The sequence below is a fragment of the Streptomyces sp. NPDC091281 genome (assembly GCF_044757425.1).
GTDB lineage: Bacteria > Actinomycetota > Actinomycetes > Streptomycetales > Streptomycetaceae > Streptomyces.
The window spans coordinates 188,323-207,768 of the sequence record NZ_JBIVUY010000006.1 but is presented as its reverse complement, the minus strand read 5'-3'; the positions used below and the strand labels follow the sequence as shown (position 1 = coordinate 207,768).

The following is a 19,446-nucleotide window of genomic DNA, read 5'->3' as shown; positions in this document are numbered from 1 at the left end:
CTTCGTAAGCCTTGTTCACATCGTGCGCAGCAACTCCCGCTCCTGAGGGGCGGAAGGGTCTGGGACCGATGGTATGCGTCCGTCGTGGCGCGTTCCGCCCCGGCACCCCCTGTGTTTTCCCGGTCGTCGCCGGTCACGGGCGCGGGTGCGTCACTGTCAGTGGTGGGCCGTAAGGTCTGTGGACATGGAGAGCAGCAGCGCGGAGGCCACCGGGAGCGGCGGCGAGGGTACCGGGGCGGACGGGGCGGGGGCGGGATCGGCGGGGCCGGTCGTCGGGACGGCGCTGGACGCGGTCCTGGAGACGGCCGCGGCCACGGCCGCCGCGGTCGCGGACGCCGGGACCGAGCGGACGGCCGTCGCCGTGGCGCCCGCCTCGCTGTCGCCCTCCCGCGCCGGTGACTTCATGCAGTGCCCGCTGCTGTACCGGTTCCGGGTCATCGACCGGCTGCCGGAGAAACCGAGCCCCGCGGCCACCAAGGGCACGCTGGTGCACGCGGTCCTGGAGCGGCTTTTCGACGCCCCGGCGGCCGAGCGGACCCCGCCGCGGGCGAAGTCGCTGGTGCCGGGGCAGTGGGACCGGCTGCGCGCGTCGCGGCCGGAGGTCGTGGAGCTGTTCGCGGACGATCCGGAGGGCGTGCGGCTCGCGGGCTGGCTGACGGAGGCCGAGCAGCTCGTGGAGCGCTGGTTCACCCTGGAGGACCCGACGCGGCTGGAGCCCGCCGAGCGGGAGCTGTTCGTCGAGGCCGAGCTGGACTCGGGGCTGCGGCTGCGCGGCATCATCGACCGGATCGACGTGGCGCCCACCGGCGAGGTCCGCATCGTCGACTACAAGACGGGCAAGGCCCCCCGCCCGGAGTACGCGGAGGGCGCCCTGTTCCAGATGAAGTTCTACGCGCTGGTCGTCTGGCGGCTGAAGAACGTGATCCCGCGCCGCCTCCAGCTGGTCTACCTGGGCAGCGGTGACGTCCTGACCTACGACCCCGTCCTCGCCGACCTGGAGCGGGTGGAGCGCAAGCTGCTCGCGCTGTGGGAGGCGATCCGGCTGGCGACCGAGACGGGCGACTGGCGTCCCCGGCCGACGAAGCTGTGCGGCTGGTGCGACCACCAGGAGCACTGCCCGGAGTTCGGCGGGACTCCCCCGCCGTATCCGCTGCCGGTGAGGGCGGCCGGGTCGGGCGGACCGGCACAGGGCAGAATGGCAGCGGGCTAGAGAAGGAGACACACGTGGCCATCCGCGTCCTACTGGTCGATGACCAGCCGCTGCTGCGCACCGGCTTCCGCATGATCCTGGAGGCCGAGCAGGACATCGCGGTGGTCGGTGAGGCCGGTGACGGCCTCCAGGCCCTCGACCAGGTGCGGGCCCTGCAACCCGATGTCGTGCTGATGGACATCCGGATGCCCCGTATGGACGGGGTGGAGGCGACGCGGCAGATCACCGGTCCGGACCGGGACGGTCCGGCGAAGGTGCTGGTCCTGACCACCTTCGACCTCGACGAGTACGTGGTGGAGGCGCTGCGGGCGGGGGCGAGCGGCTTCCTGCTGAAGGACGCGCCCGCCAACGAACTGGTGCAGGCGATCCGGGTGGTGGCGGGCGGCGAGGCGATGCTCGCGCCGAGCATCACCCGGCGGCTGCTCGACAAGTACGCCACGCATCTGCCGTCCGGTGACGAGCCGGTGCCCAACATCCTGCACACGCTCACCGACCGTGAGGTCGAGGTGCTCAAGCTGGTGGCGCGCGGCCTGTCGAACGCGGAGATCGCCGCCGACCTGTTCGTCAGCGAGACCACCGTGAAGACCCACGTCGGGCATGTGCTGACCAAGCTGGGCCTGCGCGACCGGGTGCAGGCGGCGGTGTACGCGTACGAGAGCGGGCTGGTGCGCCCCGGCGCGCAGTAGCGGGCCGCGCGCTCGGCGCGCCGGACCCGCCGGACACACAGAAGGGCGCCCCCCCCCCCGGCGGGGGGGCCCCCCCCCGGGCCCGCGCGGGGGCACCCCCGCCCCCCCCGGCCCGGGCGCGCGGGGGGGGCCCGCGGGGGGGCCCCCCCCCCCCCCCCCACCACCCCCCGGCCCCCCCCCCCCGGGGGGGGGCCCCCCCTTCTCGGTCACGCGTCGGGTCAGCCGCTGACGCCGCGGGCCAGCTCCCAGAGCTGGAGGGTGGCCGAGGAGTTCAGGACGTACGAGGTGCCGGTGATGTCGTCGCGGGAGGCGACGTACTGCTTGCCCTGCCAGAGCGGGAGGATCGGGACGTCGTCGGCGACGATGTCCTGGATCTCCATCATGGTCTTGCCGGCGGACAGGCGGTCGGCCTGGCGGCGGGACTCGGGGATCAGGTTGTTGATGATGTCCGTGTTGCGGTACGGCGACTTGAGGAAGTTGTCCTTGTCGAGGAACGGCGCGATGTAGCTGTCGCCGTCGGGGAAGTCGGGGAACCAGCCCATGCCCCAGACGTCGTACTCGCCCTTGCGCTCGGCCGGGACGAAGGTGTCCCAGGGCGCGCCCTCGATGGAGACGTCGAACAGGCCGCTGCCGTTGAGCTGCTTGCGGAGCTGCTCGAACTCCTTCTTCGTGGCCGAGCCGTAGTGGTCGGTCGTGTAGTGCAGGGTCAGCTTCACCGGGGTGGTGATGTCGGCCTTGCTCAGCAGGGACTTGGCCTTGTTGTTGTCCGCGTCGCCGTACTTGTTGAAGAACGAGTTGGAGTGGCCGGTGACCGAGGTCGGGACGAGCGAGTAGAGCGGCTCGGCCTGGGAGCCGTAGACGTCGTCGACGAGCTGGGCGCGGTTGACGACCTGGGCCATCGCCTGGCGGACCGCCTTCTGCTTCACCGACGGGGCGGTGGTGTTGAAGGCGAGGTAGCGGATCTCCAGACCGGCCAGCTCGACGAGGTCGATCTTGTCGTCGGCGGCGGGGTCGGACAGCTTGTCGATCTGCTCGGGCGACATGGTGCGGGTCATCACGTCGATGTCGCCCTTCTCGAGCGACTTGCCCATCTCGTCGGCGTCCGCGAACGAGACCATGTCGACCTTGTCGTTGTTCACCGTGAGCGCACCCTTGTAGTTCGGGTTCTTGGTGAAGACGGCCTTGGTCATCTCGTCGCCGTCGGTCTCGGCCTTGATGGTGTAGGGGCCGGACCCGTCGATCGCGAAGCCGTCGCGCAGCTTGCCCTTGTCGTAGTCGTCGGGGTTGACGATGCCGGCGACCGGGGTCGACAGCTTGAAGGGGAAGGTGGCGTCCGCCGTGTTGAGGTGGAAGACGACTTCGTTGTCACCCTTCGCTTCGACGGTGTCGACCGTCGAGAGGAGGGCGAAGACACCGGAGTCCGCCTTGATGGCACGGGCCCGGTCGATGGAGAACTTGACGTCCTCGGCGGTGACGTTGTCGCCGTTGGCGAACTTCAGGTCCTTGCGGAGCTTGCAGGCGTAGCGCTCGTTGCCGGTGTCCGTGAAGCCGCAGCTCTCGGCCGCCTCGGGTACGGGGTCGCCCTCGCCCTTGGGCTGGATCATCAGCGTCTGTACCGTCTGGCGCAGGATGTTCCAGCTGCCGACGTCGTAGGCGTAGGCCGGGTCGAGCGGCGCGGGAGCGTCCTTCGTGGCGGTGAACCGGTCGGTGGTGCCCACGACGATGGCGTCGCCGCCGCCACTGCCGCTGTCGGACCCGCCACAGGCGGCGAGCACGGGCGCGAGCAGACCGACCACGGCCGGCAGCACCAAAGTCTTGCGGTTCATGCTCGAGTTTCTCCAGAGCTGTCGGTCCGTGTACCCGGCATGCAGGGGTGTCGCGGCGGATCACGGGGGTAAGGCGGATGTTCTCGCGGACGAGATTAGTCCGCACCAGCACGGGGGTTCGCGGCAACCGGAGTTGAAACCTCATCACGCTGCGGAACCGGCTGCGGACGCACCGAAAACCCGGCAGCGGAATGATTCGTGCAGGGTTTCATGAATCGGGACACAAGGGCGCGGCCGAACCGCCCGTACGGGGGTGAACAGCACACCGCCCCCGCCTTGTCGACCCCGCGAAGAGTGGTGAACATCACAGCTTCAAGGGAACCTGTACGCAGCGTAATTCAGCCGGGGGCAACGCTCCGAATTCACCCCGTACACGCGCGGCGAATTTCCCTCGCTAACAGCGGTGCACGCTGGGTGAACGGCTATCGCATTTCCGTCATCGGAAGATCGGCGATCTTCTCGGATGATCTCCGCCACGATCATCGGAGCGGCATCAGTCCCCGGAGAAAGGGGAGGTCGACCTGCTCCAACGAGCGGACGACGGTGCGTCCGGCGGCGGGGGCGATGGGGGCGACGGACGGCACGGCGACGACCTGGCAGCCGGCCGCCTCGGCGGCGGCGACCCCGGTCGCGGTGTCCTCGACGACGGCACATCTGGCCGGATCGGCACCCAGCCCGGCGGCGGCGAACAGGTACGGGTCGGGGTGCGGCTTGGTGCGTTCGACCTCGTCCCCGGCGACGGTGAGCGCGAAGTGCTGCGGGCCGAGCGAGGTGAGCACGCGGTCGATGATCCGGCGGTGCGAGGCGGAGACGAGGGCGGTGGGGACGCCGTGCGCGGCCAGCTCGGCGAGGAGCCGGGCGGCGCCCGGCATCAGGGGCAGCGACCGCCCGATGCGCTCCTCGAAGCCCTCGTTGAGCAGGACCGCGAGATCGGCGAGGCCGATGTCGGCGCCGGTCGCCTCGATCAGGAACCCGGCGCTGCGGCTCATGGGCCCGCCGACCACGACATGGCGCCAGGACGCGTCGAGGGTGTGGCCGAGCCGGGCGAAGATCTCGACCTCGACGTCCCACCAGAAGCCCTCGGTGTCGACGAGGGTGCCGTCCATGTCGAGGAGCACGGCCTGGAGGGCGGAGCCGTCGGCCGTACGGGTCACGGGTGCGGGGACCGTGCTGGTCATCCACGTACCTCCTTGAGGGACGAGCAGGCCGGTTCCCGCTGGGGGAACCGGCCTGCAGTGGACCGACCAGTGTACGACTTGTCGGATCATCGTGTCGGATGCGACGCGATGCGCGCGTGTTGCGCCTGGTCAGCGGAGGTCCGGGCACCGGAGGTCCGGGCACCGGGGCGCCGGGGCCATCCACGCGTCCGGGGACACACGCGCGTCCGGGGTCACCGGGCGTTGAAGTACTTCGCCTCGGGGTGGTGGATGACGATGGCGTCGGTGGACTGCTCGGGGTGGAGCTGGAACTCCTCAGAGAGCTGGACGCCGATCCGCTCGGGCTTGAGCAGGTCGGCGATCTTGGCGCGGTCCTCCAGGTCGGGGCAGGCGCCGTAGCCGAGGGAGAAGCGGGCGCCCCGGTACTTCAGGGCGAACATGTCCTCGATGTCGGCCGGGTCCTCCCCCGCGAAGCCCAGCTCGGAGCGGACGCGCGCGTGCCAGTACTCGGCGAGGGCCTCGGCGAGCTGCACCGACAGGCCGTGCAGCTCCAGGTAGTCGCGGTAGGAGTCCGACGCGAAGAGCTTGGCGGTCTCCTCGCCGATGCGGGAGCCGACGGTGACGACCTGGAGGCCGACCACGTCGGTCTCGCCGGACTCCTCCGGGCGGAAGAAGTCCGCCAGGCACAGGCGCCGTCCGCGCCGCTGGCGGGGGAAGGTGAAGCGGGTCCGCTCGTTGCCCTGGTCGTCGAGGATGATCAGGTCGTCGTCCTTGGAGACACAGGGGAAGTAGCCGTAGACCACGGCCGCCTCCAGCAGGTTCTCCGTCTGGAGCTTGTCCAGCAGGCCGCGCAGCCGGGGGCGGCCCTCGGTCTCCACCAGCTCCTCGTAGGTCGGGCCGTCGCCGGTGCGGGCCTGCTTGAGGCCCCACTGGCCCTTGAAGAGGGCGCCCTCGTCGAGCCAGGAGGCGTACTCCTTGAGCTGGATGCCCTTGATGACCCGGGTGTCCCAGAACGGCGGGGTGGGCACCGGGTGGTCGATGGAGACGTCGGAGCGGACGTGGCCCTCCTCCGGGCGCTCCTCCACCTGGACCGCCGGGGCGCTCGCCCGCACGCGGCGCTGCTTCAGCTCGGGCAGCTTGACGCCGGGCACCCCGCGCTTGACGCCGATCAGGGCGTCCATCAGGCGCAGTCCCTCGAAGGCGTCGCGGGCGTAGCGGACCTCGCCCTCGTAGATCTCGTGCAGGTCCTGCTCGACGTAGGCGCGGGTGAGGGCCGCGCCGCCGAGGATCACCGGGAAGTCGGCGGCCATGCCGCGCTGGTTCAGCTCCTCCAGGTTCTCCTTCATGATCACCGTGGACTTGACCAGGAGGCCGGACATGCCGATGACGTCGGCGCGGTGCTCCTCGGCGGCCTCCAGGATCGCGGAGACGGGCTGCTTGATGCCGAGGTTGACGACGTTGTAGCCGTTGTTGGACAGGATGATGTCGACGAGGTTCTTGCCGATGTCGTGGACGTCGCCGCGGACGGTGGCCAGCACGATGGTGCCCTTGCCGTCGGCGTCGGTCTTCTCCATGTGCGGTTCGAGGTGGGCGACGGCCGTCTTCATGACCTCGGCGGACTGGAGGACGAACGGCAGCTGCATCTGGCCGGAGCCGAACAGCTCACCGACGACCTTCATGCCGTCGAGGAGGGTGTCGTTGACGATGTCGAGCGCCGGACGCTCCTGAAGGGCCTCGTCGAGGTCGGCCTCCAGGCCGTTGCGCTCGCCGTCGATGATCCGGCGCTTGAGCCGCTCGTCCAGCGGGAGCGCAGCCAGTTCCTCGGCCTTGCCCGCCTTGAGGGACTTGGCGGTGGCGCCCTCGAAGAGGGCCATCAGCTTCTGGAGCGGGTCGTAGGCCGGTTCGTCGCCCTGCTGGGGCCTGCGGCGGTCGTGGATCAGGTCGAGGGCGGTCTGCACCTCCTCCTCGCTGAAGCGGGCGATCGGGAGGATCTTGCTGGCGTGCACGATCGCGGAGTCCAGTCCGGCCTTGACGCACTCGTCGAGGAAGACCGAGTTCAGCAGGATGCGGGCGGCCGGGTTGAGGCCGAAGGAGATGTTCGACAGACCCAGCGTGGTCTGGACGTCGGGGTGGCGGCGCTTCAGCTCGCGGATGGCGTCGATGGTGGCGATGCCGTCCCCCCGCGACTCCTCCTGACCGGTGCAGATGGTGAAGGTCAGGGTGTCGATGAGGATGTCCTCCTCGCGGATGCCCCAGTTCCCGGTGAGGTCGTCGATGAGCCGTTCGGCGATCTCGACCTTCTTCTCCGGGGTGCGGGCCTGGCCCTCCTCGTCGATGGTGAGGGCGATCAGCGCGGCGCCGTGCTCACGGGCCAGCCGGGTGACCTTGGCGAAGCGGGACTCGGGGCCGTCGCCGTCCTCGTAGTTGACGGAGTTGATGACCGCGCGCCCGCCGAGCTTCTCCAGACCGGCCTCGATGACCTCGACCTCGGTGGAGTCCAGCACGATCGGCAGGGTGGAGGCGGTGGCGAAACGCCCGGCGAGTTCGGCCATGTCGGCGACGCCGTCGCGGCCGACGTAGTCCACGCACAGGTCGAGCAGGTGGGCGCCCTCGCGGATCTGCTCGCGGGCCATCTCCACGCAGTCGTCCCAGCGGGCCTCCAGCATGGCCTCGCGGAACTTCTTGGAGCCGTTGGCGTTGGTGCGCTCGCCGATGGCCAGGTAGGAGGCGTCCTGGCGGAACGGCACGGTCTGGTAGAGGGAGGCGGCGCCCGCCTCGGGGCGGGGGCTGCGCTCGGCCGGGGTGAGGCCGCGGACCCGCTCGACGACCTGGCGCAGGTGCTCGGGGGTGGTGCCGCAGCAGCCGCCGACCAGGGAGAGGCCGTAGTCGCGGACGAAGTTCTCCTGCGCGTCCGCCAGCTCGGAGGCGGTCAGCGGGTACGTCGCGCCGTCCTTGCCGAGCACGGGCAGACCGGCGTTCGGCATGCACGCCAGCGGGATGCGGGCGTTGCGCGCCAGATAGCGCAGGTGCTCGCTCATCTCGGCGGGGCCGGTGGCGCAGTTCATGCCGATCATGTCGATGCCGAGCGGCTCCAGGGCCGTCAGGGCGGCACCGATCTCGGAGCCGAGCAGCATGGTGCCGGTGGTCTCCACGGTGACCGAGACGATCAGCGGGACGTCCACCCCGGCGTTGGCGCGGGCGCGGTGGGCGCCGATCACGGCGGCCTTGGTCTGGAGGAGGTCCTGGGTGGTCTCGACGATGAGCGCGTCGGCGCCGCCCGCGATGAGTCCCTCGGCGTTCTGCTCGAACGCGTCGCGCAGCACGCCGTAGGCGACGTGGCCCAGGGTGGGGAGCCGGGTGCCGGGGCCGATCGAGCCGAGCACCCAGCGGGTACGGCCGTCGCGCGCGGCGAAGGCGTCCGCCGTCTCACGGGCGATACGGGCGCCCGCCTCCGACAGTTCCAGGACCCGTTCGGGGATGTCGTACTCCGCCATCGCGGCGAAGTTGGCGCCGAAGGTGTTGGTCTCGACGCAGTCGACCCCGGCGGAGAAGTACTCCTCGTGCACCGACCGGACGATGTCGGGCCGGGTGACGTTGAGGATCTCGTTGCACCCTTCGAGGTTCTCGAAGTCCTCCATGGTGGGCTCCTGGGCCTGGAGCATGGTGCCCATGGCTCCGTCGGCGACCACCACACGGGTGGCCAGGGCCTCGCGGAGCGCGGACACACGGGTCCGGCTGTCGGCGGAAGGGGTCGGCGGCACAGAGGCCATGAAAGGGCTCCCTCGGATGCGACGGCTGTCGGCTTGCGGCGCCCGCGACTGCTCCCGGGTCGCCCTTCGCAGGACGGGTACCCGGAGCTGCCTTCGGCAGGCGCTCGCCGTCAGGGTAGCCGGGACCGGGGGCTTATGGTCAGGGCGTCCACGGGACGGACCTGGATGGCGTAGGGGGCGGGGCGCCCGATGGCGTACGCGAGGGCGGGGGCGGCGGCGCACCCGGCGGGGCGTCCGGGGGCGGGGCGGGTGGGGTGGGCGGGGCGGGTCGCCGGGTTGCGCGGAGGGGGGAGACGCCGGACGGGTGACGGCGGCGGCTGACGGCGGGCGGGGCGGCTGAGGGGACGGGGCAGCAGTCAGGTCACGGCAGGTGGGGTGTGCCGTGGGCCGGGCGGCACTCGTCCGGGGGCGTGGCTGTGGCATCCGGCTGACGGAGGGCGGGCGCGTGGTGTAACACGGGGCGACCGACCATTGGCGGGAGGTCGACATGGACCGGTAGTGTTCGACATTGCCGAACGACGGCAGCGTTCACCGTGGGTGGACGGCCGAGGGGACGGAGGCAGGGACGGCGATGGCACGAAACATCCAGTCGCTCGAACGGGCGGCCGCGATGCTGCGGCTCCTCGCGGGCGGCGAGCGGCGGCTCGGCCTGTCGGACATCGCCTCGTCGCTGGGCCTGGCCAAGGGCACCGCCCACGGCATCCTGCGCACCCTCCAGCAGGAGGGGTTCGTCGAGCAGGACGAGGCCTCCGGGCGCTACCAACTGGGCGCCGAGCTGCTGCGCCTGGGCACCACCTATCTCGACGTGCACGAGCTGCGCGCGCGGGCGCTGGTGTGGACGGACGACCTGGCCCGCTCCAGCGGCGAGAGCGTCCACCTGGGCGTGCTGCACCAGCAGGGCGTCCTCGTCGTGCACCACGTGTTCCGCCCGGACGACAGTCGGCAGGTGCTGGAGATCGGCGCCATGCAGCCGCTGCACTCCACAGCCCTCGGCAAGGTGCTGTCCGCGTTCGACCCGGTCGCGCACAGCGAGGCCCTGGAGGCCGACCGCAAGCCCTTCACCGACCGCACGGTGTACGAGACGGCCGACTTCGAGCAGATCCTGGACCTCACGCGCGCGCGGGGCTACGCGGCCGACGTGGAGGAGACCTGGGAGGGCGTCGCGTCCATCGCCGCGCCCATCCACGACCGGCGGCGCATGCCGGTCGGCGCGGTCGGCATCACCGGCGCCGTGGAGCGCCTGTGCCGCGAGGGCGAGGTGCGCCCGGAGCTGATCGCGGCCGTACGGGACTGCGCCCGCGCGGTGTCGCGGGACCTGGGCGCCGGGCGGTTCTGACCCACCCCTGACACGGGACCGGTACGGCACACGAGCCGTACCGGCCCTTCGGCGTGCCCGCGGAGACCCGTACGCGGTCCCGCACGGGTGTCCGCACGCGCGCGTGCGCCCGTACGCCGACCCCCGACCACGCCCCACACCCCGCGCGCCCCGCACCCCGAGCCCCGAGCCGCGGAAGGCCGCCCTCCGCCGCCGCCCCGCGTACACCGGGCCCGCCGGGGAACCGATAGCCCAAAGCGATCAATAACGATCGTGTTTTCGATTACGGAACTCTTGACGCACCCGCGAACCCGGAGCAAGACTCCCGTCCATCGGTCGGCATTGTCGAACACCTACCGGCAATACGCGTTAGAGTGGGACAAGCCAAGGGCCGGCCACGCTCTCACCCCGAGGGCAGCTCGAACTCCCGGAGGGACCCGGGGTTCGTCCCCTGGACGAAGGACAAAGGAGTCGCGGGTGTCCAGCTCCGACATCTTCATCGGCGAGACCATCGGTACCGCCATACTCATCCTGCTCGGCGGCGGCGTCTGCGCCGCGGTCACGCTCAAGGCCTCCAAGGCCCGCAACGCCGGATGGCTCGCCATCGCGTTCGGGTGGGGCTTCGCCGTCATGACGGCCGTCTACATCTCCGGCCCCCTCTCCGGTGCCCACCTCAACCCGGCCGTCACGGTCGCCCTCGCCATCAAGGACGGCGAGTGGAGCAATGTGCCGACCTACTTCGCCGGACAGCTCCTCGGCGCGATGATCGGCGCGGCCCTGGTGTGGGTCGCCTACCTGGGCCAGTTCCAGGCGCACCTCACCGACCCGGAGATCGTCGGCGAACCGGTCGCCCCGGACAGGGCCGACAAGGCGGTCGAGGCCCAGGAGAAGGGCGCGGGCCCGGTCCTCGGGATCTTCTCGACCGGCCCCGAGGTCCGCAACACCGTGCAGAACCTCCTCACGGAGATCGTCGGCACCGTCGTCCTGATCCTCGCGGTCCTCACCCAGGGCCTGAACGACAACGGCAACGGCCTCGGCATCCTGGGCGGCCTGATCACCGCGCTCGTGGTGGTCTCCATCGGTCTCTCCCTGGGCGGCCCCACGGGGTACGCGATCAACCCGGCGCGCGACCTCGGCCCGCGCATCGTGCACGCGCTGCTGCCGCTGCCCAACAAGGGCGGCTCCGACTGGTCGTACGCCTGGATACCGGTCGTCGGTCCGCTGGTCGGCGGCGCGATCGGCGCGGGTATCTACAACCTCGCGTTCGCGTAGCACCGGCGAGCGGCATGTCGCCCACCGCGCACACGCCGTACGTTCAGCCCCTCACCCACCGAGCCCCCAGGAGCACACCGTGACCGACGCCCACACCGCCGGCCCCTTCATCGCCGCGATCGACCAGGGCACCACCTCCTCGCGCTGCATCGTCTTCGACCGGGACGGCCGCATCGTCTCCGTCGACCAGAAGGAGCACGAGCAGATCTTCCCGAAGCCGGGCTGGGTCGAGCACGACGCGAACGAGATCTGGACCAACGTCCAGGAGGTCGTCGCCGGAGCCGTCGCCAAGGCCGGGATCACCCGCGACGACATCAAGGCCATCGGCATCACCAACCAGCGTGAGACCACGCTGCTGTGGGACAAGAACACCGGCGAGCCCGTCCACAACGCCATCGTCTGGCAGGACACCCGCACCGACGCCCTCTGCCGCGAGCTGGGCCGCAACGTCGGCCAGGACCGCTTCCGCCGCGAGACCGGCCTGCCGCTGGCCTCCTACTTCGCCGGCCCGAAGGCACGCTGGCTGCTCGACAACGTCGAGGGCCTGCGCGAGCGCGCCGAGGCCGGGGACATCCTCTTCGGCACCATGGACAGCTGGGTCATCTGGAACCTGACCGGCGGCGTCGACGGCGGCAAGCACTACACCGACGTCACCAACGCCTCCCGCACCATGCTGATGAACCTGCACACCCTCCAGTGGGACGAGAAGATCGCCGAGTCCATCGGCGTCCCCCTCGCGATGCTTCCGGAGATCCGTTCCTCCGCCGAGGTCTACGGCGAGATCGCGGGCGGCCCGCTGGGCGAGCTGCTCGGCGGCATCCCCGTCGCCTCCGCGCTCGGCGACCAGCAGGCGGCCCTGTTCGGCCAGACCTGTTTCGCCGAGGGCGAGGCCAAGTCGACGTACGGCACCGGCACGTTCATGCTGATGAACACCGGCGAGAAGATCATCAACTCCTACTCCGGGCTGCTGACCACCGTCGGTTACCGCATCGGCGACGAGAAGCCGGTGTACGCCCTGGAGGGCTCCATCGCGGTCACCGGTTCGCTGGTGCAGTGGATGCGCGACCAGATGGGCCTGATCTCCACCGCCGCCGAGATCGAGACGCTCGCGCTCTCCGTCGAGGACAACGGCGGCGCCTACTTCGTGCCCGCGTTCTCCGGCCTCTTCGCCCCGTACTGGCGCTCCGACGCCCGCGGGGTGATCGCCGGTCTCACCCGGTACGTCACCAAGGCGCACCTCGCGCGCGCCGTCCTGGAGGCCACCGCCTGGCAGACCCGTGAGATCACCGACGCCATGACGAAGGACTCCGGCGTCGAACTCGCGGCCCTCAAGGTCGACGGCGGCATGACCTCCAACAACCTGCTGATGCAGACCCTCTCGGACTTCCTGGACGCGCCCGTGGTGCGCCCGATGGTCGCCGAGACGACCTGCCTCGGCGCCGCCTACGCCGCCGGTCTCGCCGTCGGCTTCTGGACCAGCACCGACGACCTGCGCGCCAACTGGCGGCGGGCCGCCGAATGGACCCCCCGCATGGACGCGGAGACCCGCGACCGTGAGTACAAGAGCTGGCTCAAGGCCGTGGAGCGGACCATGGGCTGGCTCGACGAGGACGAGAGCTGACGAAGGCCCCCGGCCGGCCGCAGCGCCGGCCGAGGCCCCTCCCGACGGCTCCGACGAGGAGTAAGAACCCGATATGACCAGTCAGACCACTCTGCAGTCCGTGCCTGCCCTCGGTGCGCACCCGGCGTCCGGCTCGAACCCGAGCCGCGCCGAGACCCGCGAGCAGCTCTCCAAGGCGTCGTACGACCTGCTCGTGATCGGCGGCGGCATCCTGGGCATCTCCACCGCCTGGCACGCCGCGCAGTCCGGCCTCAGGGTGGCCGTGGTCGACGCGGGCGACTTCGCCGGAGCCACCTCCTCCGCCTCCTCCAAGCTCCTCCACGGCGGTCTGCGCTACCTCCAGACCGGCGCGGTGAAGCTGGTGGCGGAGAACCACTTCGAGCGCCGCGCGGTCTCCCGCCAGGTGGCCCCCCACCTGGCGAACCCGCTCACCTTCTACCTCCCCGTCTACAAGGGCGGGCCGCACGGCGCGGCGAAGCTCGGCGCGGGCGTCTTCGCGTACTCCGCGCTGTCGGCGTTCGGCGACGGCGTCGGCCACCTGCTGTCGCCCGCCAAGGCGCAGCGCGACGTGCCCGAGCTGCGCACCGAGAACCTCAAGGCCGTGGCCGTGTACGGCGACGACCAGATGAACGACGCGCGCATGGCGCTGATGACGGTCCGCGCGGCCGTCGAGTCCGGCGCGGTCGTCCTCAACCACGCCGAGGTCACCGGGCTGCGCTTCACCAAGGGCCGGGTGACCGGCGCCGAACTGCGCGACCGGCTCTCCGGCGACGAGTTCGGCGTGAACGCCCGCCTCGTGCTGAACGCGACCGGGCCGTGGGTGGACCACCTGCGCCGGATGGAGGACCCCGGCGCGGCGCCGTCGATCCGGCTGTCGAAGGGCGCCCACCTGGTGCTGAAGCGCACCGCGCCGTGGAAGGCCGCGCTGGCCACGCCGATCGACAAGTACCGCATCACCTTCGCCCTCCCCTGGGAGGACATGCTGCTGCTCGGCACGACCGACGAGGTCTACGAGGGCGACCCGGCCGACGTCGCGGTCACCGAGCAGGACACCGCGCAGATCCTCGACGAGGCCGCGTTCTCCATCCGCGACCAGCAGCTCGACGGGGACCTCATCACGTACGCCTTCGCGGGGCTGCGGGTGCTGCCGGGCGGGCCCGGCGACACCGCCCAGGCCAAGCGCGAGACGGTGGTGACCGAGGGCAGGGGCGGGATGCTGTCCGTCGCGGGCGGCAAGTGGACGACGTTCCGGCACATCGGGCGGACCGTCATGCAGAAGCTGGAGGCGCTGCCGGGCCACCCGCTCGGCGACGACTTCGAGCCGGTCTCCGCGCTGCCGAAGAAGCTGCCGCTGCCCGGCGTCGCCAACCCGCGCGCGGTCGCGCACCGGCTGCTCGTCGACGGGCCCGCGCCCGGTCCGCGGATGGCGGCCGACACCGCCCGCCACCTGGCCACGCACTACGGCTCCCTGGCGTTCGACATCGCCCGCCTCGCCAACGAGAACCCGGCGCTGGGCGAGCGCGTCCACCCGGACGCACCGGAGATCTGGGCCCAGGTCGTCTACGCCCGCGACCACGAGTGGGCGGAGACGGCGGACGACGTGCTGCGCCGCCGCACCACGCTGACGATCCGGGGCCTGGCCTCGGACGAGGTGCGGGCGAAGGTGCAGGACGTGCTGGACGGGAAGTAGCGGCGCGCCGCCCGGCGGCGGGCGGTACGCGCGAGGGGCGGCTCCGGTTCCGGGGAGCCGCCCCTCGCGGCCGTCCGGGCATCGAAGTCGGCCCGGCGGGTGTTCCGTTGCGTACGGTGTCGGGCGTGCGGATCATCGCCGCAGCCACGGCCCGCCGCCGTCGCCGTACCCGTCCTCCTCTCTCCGGAGCCGTCACATGACCCAGGACCTGCTGCCCATCACGCGCGTGCCGCGCACCGGCCTGCCCGCGCACGGCGTGGTCGTCGGCGACCCGGCCCGCGCCGCCGCGGTCGCCGCCCTCCTCGACGACGCGGAGGAGGTGTCGTACCACCGCGAGTACCGGGTGTTCCGCGGGAGTTGGCGGGGTCTGCCGGTCGTCGTCGCGTCGCACGGCGTGGGCGCGCCGGGCGCGGTGCTGCTCTTCCAGGAGCTGGCGGAGGCGGGCGTCGGCACGTTCCTGCGGTTCGGCACGGCGGGCGCGATGCGGCCCGGCGTCCGGGACGGCGACCTGGTGATCGCGGAGGCCGCCGTCCGCGACGACGGCGTCACCCACCAGCTGCTGCCCCCGGAGTACCCGGCGGTCGCCGCGCCCGAGGCGGTGCTGGCGCTGGCCCGCGCGGCGCGCGCGGCCGACGTCCCGCACCACCGGGGCGTGGTGTGGACCCGGGCCGCGTTCCAGCCGGGGCTGCTCCCGCTGTTCTCGTACGAGGGCGCCGGGCTCGCCGCGATCGAGATGGAGCTGTCGGCGCTGCTGGTCACCGCCTCGCTGCGCGGCCTCGTCGCGGGCGGGGTCCTGGTGATCGACGGGGCGAACGCCGACGAACTCGTCGACGAGGAGGCGACCGGCGGCTACGACCCGCACCGCGAGGTGGTCGCCGAGGGCGTGGCCCGCGGCGCGGTGGTCTCCCTGGAGGCGCTGCGGCTGCTCGCCGACGCGGACCGGGCGGACCGCGGCGAGGCGGGGGCGCGGGCATGAGCGTCGACCTGCTGGTGCGCGGTGGTGACGTGCTGACGGTGGACGAGGCCGGGACCGTCGTGCGGGACGGGGCGGTGGCCGTCCGCGGCGGCGAGATCGTCGCCGTCGGGCCGGCCGCCGAGCTGACCGCCCGGCACCCGGCGGCCGAGGAGATCGACGCCACCGGCTGTCTCGTCCTGCCCGGCCTGATCAACACGCACACGCACCTCGCGATGACGCTGCTGCGCGGCCGGGCCGACGACGTGACCCTCCAGGGCTTCCTGGAGCGGGTCCTGGCGTGGGAGGCGCGGCTGCTGACGCCGGAGAACGTGGCGGCGGCGGTCCGGCTGGCGATCGCGGAGAGCGTACGGGCCGGGGTGACGTCGGCGCTGGACATGTACTGGTTCCACGAGGCGGCCGCCCGGGTCGCGCGCGAGGCGGGCTGGCGGCTGCACACCGGGCCCACCTTCATGGACGTACCGGAGCCGCCGGACGGGATGGCGTACGAGAAGCGCCTGGCGTGGGCCCGGCAGGACCTGGAGGCGCAGGGGGCGGCCGGGGCGGGTCGGCGGCCCGTGCTGTTCGCGCACTCCGCCTACACCCTCTCCCCCGACCAGCTCACCGAGATCTTCGCGCTGGCACGGGAGTTCGGGGCGCTGGTGCATCTGCACGCGGCCGAGAACGCCGCCGAGGTCGCCACCGTCGAAGTGGCCCACGGCAGGCGGCCGGTGGAGCTGCTGGACGCGCTCGGGCTGCTCGGTCCGGACGTGGTGATCGCGCACGCCGTCGACCTGACCGGCGCCGAGATCGCGGCGCTGGCCCGCACCGGGACGGCCGTCGCGCACTGCCCGGTCTCCAACCTCAAGCTGGGCTGCGGGATCGCGCCGGTGCCGCGGCTGCTGGCGGCCGGGGTGACCCTGGGCCTCGGCACGGACGGCGCGGTCAGCTCCAACACGCTGGACGTGCTGGGGGCGGTGCGGCTGGCGGCGCTGGTGCACAAGGCGGGCGGCGACCCGACGGCCGTCGGCGCCGAACAGGCCGTACGGATGGCGACGATCGGGGCGGCGCGGGCCCTCGGGCTGGGCGACCGGCTGGGGTCGCTGGAGGTGGGCAAGCGGGCCGACCTGGTGGTGCTCGACCTGAGCACCCCGCACCTGCGGCCGCCGCACGACCCGTGGTCGACGCTCGCCTACGCCGCGCAGGCGTCCGACGTGCGGGACACGGTGGTGGACGGGCGGGTGCTGCTGCGCGACCGGACGCTCACCACGCTGGACGCGGGCGCCGTGACGGCGGAGCTGGAGGCGCTCCTCGGCGTGGACGGCTGAGGGGCGGACGGCGGGGGACGGCGGACCGGCGCGCGGGGTTCCGCCGCACCCCGGCCGGTGTGTTCGAGGCGTGCGAACGGGGCAGTGATCCGTTCACTCCCCCGTGCAAGGGGGCTGCGGGCGCCCCCGCCGGACGCCGTAAGGTTGGGTGGTCAGGCGAGGGCACGTCGGAAGGAGGCGCTGGGTGATCGAGCTCGAGGGGGTTCCCGAGCTGATCGACCCGGTCATGGTGGCCGCGTTCGAGGGCTGGAACGACGCCGGCGACGCCGCCTCCACCGCGGTCGCGCATCTGGAGCAGGAGTGGAAGGGCGAGGTGTTCGCGGCGCTGGACGCCGAGGACTACTACGACTTCCAGGTCAACCGGCCCACGGTGTGGATGGACGCCGGCGTGCGCAAGATCACCTGGCCGACGACCCGGCTGTCCGTGGTGCGGGTCGGCGGGGAGAAGCCGCGCGACCTCGTCCTGGTCCGCGGGATCGAACCGTCCATGCGCTGGCGGTCGTTCTGCAACGAACTGCTCGGCTTCGCGCACGAGCTGGGCGTCGAGCTGGTCGTGATCCTGGGCGCCCTGCTGGGCGACACCCCGCACACCCGTCCGGTCCCGATCAGCGGCACGACGTCGGACGCCGACCTGGCGCGGCGGATGGACCTGGAGGAGACCAAGTACGAGGGCCCGACGGGCATCGTCGGGGTGCTCCAGGAGGCGTGCACGCACGCGGGTGTCCCGGCGGTGTCGCTCTGGGCGGCCGTGCCGCACTACGTGTCGCAGCCGCCGAACCCGAAGGCGACGCTGGCGCTGCTGAACCGGCTGGAGGATCTGATCGACGTCCGCATCCCGCTGGGCGAACTGCCCGAGGACGCGCGGGCGTGGCAGGTCGGCGTGGACCAACTGGCCGCCGAGGACAGCGAGGTGGCGGAGTACGTCCAGACGCTGGAGGAGGCGCGGGACACCGCCGAGTTGCCGGAGGCGTCGGGCGAGGCGATCGCCCGCGAGTTCGAGCGGTATCTGCGGCGCCGTGACGGCGGCGGCCCGCCCGGCCCCGGCGAGCGCACCCGCCCGCCCCGCCCGCAGCAGAAGCCGACCGAGCCGGGCGCCGGTCCCGCGGCACCGGGCGCGCCGGGCGCCGCGGGCGGCAGGCCGGACGAGGACGACGGGGAGAGCGGTCCCGAAAGCGGCTCCGCCGACTGACCGGCTGACCGGGGAACCGGCCGGGGCCGACCTTGGCAGGACGTACGGGAGAGGGCGGTGCGCGTGACGCGCACCGCCCTCTCCTGTTCTGTTCTCCCGCTCCGGCCGCCGGAGGCTAGAGCGCCACGCCCAGCAGCGCGTCCACCGCGCGGGACACGACGCCCGGCGCGCCGGGGTCGGTGCCGCCGGTCTCGGCCTGGCGGGCGGCCCACCGGTCGACGGCGGCCAGCGCGGCCGGAGCGTCGAGGTCCGCGGAGAGGGCCGCGCGGATCTCCTCGACCAGCGGCTCGGCGGGCGGACCGTCGGGCCGGGAGACGGCCGCGCGCCAGCGCCCGAGCCGGTCCACGGCGTCCTGGAGCACCTGGTCGGTCCACTCCCAGTCGGACCGGTAGTGGTGGGCGAGGAGGGCGAGGCGGATCGCGGCCGGGTCGACGCCGTCGCGGCGCAGCCGGGAGACGAAGACCAGGTTGCCGCGGGACTTGGACATCTTCTCGCCGTCCAGGCCGACCATGCCGGTGTGGACGTAGGCCTTGGCCATGGGGAACTCGCCGGTGAGCACCTGGGCGTGCGAGGCGCCCATCTCGTGGTGCGGGAAGGCGAGGTCGGAGCCGCCGCCCTGGACGTCGAAGCCCATGCCGAGGTGGTCGAGGGCGATGGCGACGCACTCGATGTGCCAGCCGGGGCGGCCCCGGCCGAGCGAGCCGCCGTCCCAGCTGGGCTCGCCCTCGCGGGCGGCCATCCACAGCATCGGGTCGAGGGGGTTCTTCTTGCCGGGCCGGTCGGGGTCGCCGCCGCGTTCGGCGGAGAGCAGCCGCATGGCGGCGGCGTCGAGGTGCGAGACGCCGCCGAAGTGCGGGTCGCTCTCCACGGAGAAGTAGATGTCGCCGTCGAGGTCGTAGGCCGCGCCCTGGTCCCGCAGCCGCTCGACGAGCGGCACGATGCCCGGTATGGCCTCCACGGCCCCTATGTAGTGCCGCGGGGGCAGCATCCGCAGGGCGGTCATGTCCTCGCGGAAGAGGGCGGTCTCGCGCTCGGCGAGGGCGACCCAGTCGACGTCGTCGCGCTGGGCGCGCTCCAGCAACGGGTCGTCGACGTCGGTGACGTTCTGGACGTAGTGGACCTGCCGCTTGGTGTCGAGCCACACGCGCTGTACGAGGTCGAACGCGTTGTAGGTCGCCGCGTGCCCCATGTGGGTCGCGTCGTACGGCGTGATGCCGCAGACGTAGAGGCGGGCGACGGGACCGGGGTCGAGGGTGACGAGGCCGCCGGTCGCGGTGTCGTGGATCCTCAGGTCGCGGCCCTGACCAGGCAGGGCGGGGACCTCGGAAGCGGGCCAGGCATGCATGTACATGAGCCTAACCGGAGGGAGCATCCGTATACGAACCGGAGCCGTCCGGTCGGCGGCGGGCGCGCTCAGGGCCGGGGGTGGT

Annotated in this window: 13 protein-coding genes; 9 read left to right on the top strand and 4 right to left on the bottom strand. The window is 72.3% G+C overall.

What is annotated here, in order from left to right; all coding sequences use genetic code 11:
- Positions 1-184 precede the first annotated feature (184 nt).
- Both ACIQPQ_RS17800 and ACIQPQ_RS17795 read left to right on the top strand, forming a co-directional pair.
- The gene (locus tag ACIQPQ_RS17800; RefSeq protein ID WP_401304871.1) at positions 185-1,210 is read left to right on the top strand and encodes a RecB family exonuclease; all 1,026 of its coding nucleotides are present in this window, start codon (positions 185-187) and stop codon (positions 1,208-1,210) included.
- A 14-nt stretch (positions 1,211-1,224) separates the two neighbouring features.
- Positions 1,225-1,896: a response regulator gene (locus tag ACIQPQ_RS17795; protein WP_383778162.1), complete on the top strand. Its 672-nt coding sequence runs from the start codon at positions 1,225-1,227 to the stop codon at positions 1,894-1,896.
- 218 nt (positions 1,897-2,114) lie between these two features.
- On the opposite strand, the gene ACIQPQ_RS17790 is transcribed toward ACIQPQ_RS17795, so the two are convergent.
- The 3 genes from ACIQPQ_RS17790 to metH form a co-directional block, all read right to left on the bottom strand.
- Complete coding sequence (locus tag ACIQPQ_RS17790) at positions 2,115-3,722, bottom strand: ABC transporter substrate-binding protein (RefSeq protein ID WP_401304869.1); 1,608 nt, start codon at positions 3,720-3,722, stop codon at positions 2,115-2,117.
- 479 nt (positions 3,723-4,201) lie between these two features.
- Entirely contained in the window at positions 4,202-4,900 is a 699-nt protein-coding gene (locus ACIQPQ_RS17785; RefSeq protein WP_383778167.1) for an HAD family hydrolase, read from the bottom strand.
- A 212-nt stretch (positions 4,901-5,112) separates the two neighbouring features.
- Positions 5,113-8,649, bottom strand: coding sequence for a methionine synthase (gene metH / locus ACIQPQ_RS17780; protein ID WP_401304867.1), 3,537 nt, complete (start codon positions 8,647-8,649; stop codon positions 5,113-5,115).
- A 571-nt stretch (positions 8,650-9,220) separates the two neighbouring features.
- Here metH and ACIQPQ_RS17775 point away from each other — a divergent pair.
- From ACIQPQ_RS17775 to ACIQPQ_RS17745, 7 genes are all read left to right on the top strand, one after another.
- Positions 9,221-9,985, top strand: coding sequence for an IclR family transcriptional regulator (locus tag ACIQPQ_RS17775; RefSeq protein WP_383778171.1), 765 nt, complete (start codon positions 9,221-9,223; stop codon positions 9,983-9,985).
- 456 nt (positions 9,986-10,441) lie between these two features.
- On the top strand, positions 10,442-11,236 hold the full coding sequence (locus tag ACIQPQ_RS17770; RefSeq protein ID WP_401304865.1) for an MIP/aquaporin family protein: 795 nt from the start codon (positions 10,442-10,444) through the stop codon (positions 11,234-11,236).
- A gap of 79 nt (positions 11,237-11,315) precedes the next feature.
- The gene (gene glpK, locus ACIQPQ_RS17765) at positions 11,316-12,857 is read left to right on the top strand and encodes a glycerol kinase GlpK (RefSeq protein WP_383778175.1); all 1,542 of its coding nucleotides are present in this window, start codon (positions 11,316-11,318) and stop codon (positions 12,855-12,857) included.
- A 73-nt stretch (positions 12,858-12,930) separates the two neighbouring features.
- Positions 12,931-14,547 (top strand): FAD-dependent oxidoreductase, encoded by a 1,617-nt coding sequence (locus ACIQPQ_RS17760; RefSeq protein ID WP_401304862.1) that lies wholly within the window; start codon positions 12,931-12,933, stop codon positions 14,545-14,547.
- A 196-nt stretch (positions 14,548-14,743) separates the two neighbouring features.
- On the top strand, positions 14,744-15,523 hold the full coding sequence (locus tag ACIQPQ_RS17755) for a purine-nucleoside phosphorylase (RefSeq protein ID WP_401304861.1): 780 nt from the start codon (positions 14,744-14,746) through the stop codon (positions 15,521-15,523).
- Positions 15,520-16,827, top strand: coding sequence for an amidohydrolase (locus ACIQPQ_RS17750; RefSeq protein ID WP_401304859.1), 1,308 nt, complete (start codon positions 15,520-15,522; stop codon positions 16,825-16,827). Before ACIQPQ_RS17755 ends, ACIQPQ_RS17750 begins: the two co-directional genes overlap by 4 nt.
- A 184-nt stretch (positions 16,828-17,011) precedes the next feature.
- A complete protein-coding gene (locus ACIQPQ_RS17745; protein ID WP_401304857.1) occupies positions 17,012-18,016 on the top strand; it encodes a PAC2 family protein in 1,005 nt (334 codons plus the stop codon).
- Between the two features lie 115 nt (positions 18,017-18,131).
- On the opposite strand, the gene mshC is transcribed toward ACIQPQ_RS17745, so the two are convergent.
- Positions 18,132-19,361, bottom strand: coding sequence for a cysteine--1-D-myo-inosityl 2-amino-2-deoxy-alpha-D-glucopyranoside ligase (gene mshC, locus ACIQPQ_RS17740; RefSeq protein ID WP_401304855.1), 1,230 nt, complete (start codon positions 19,359-19,361; stop codon positions 18,132-18,134).
- Positions 19,362-19,446: the final 85 nt, after the last annotated feature.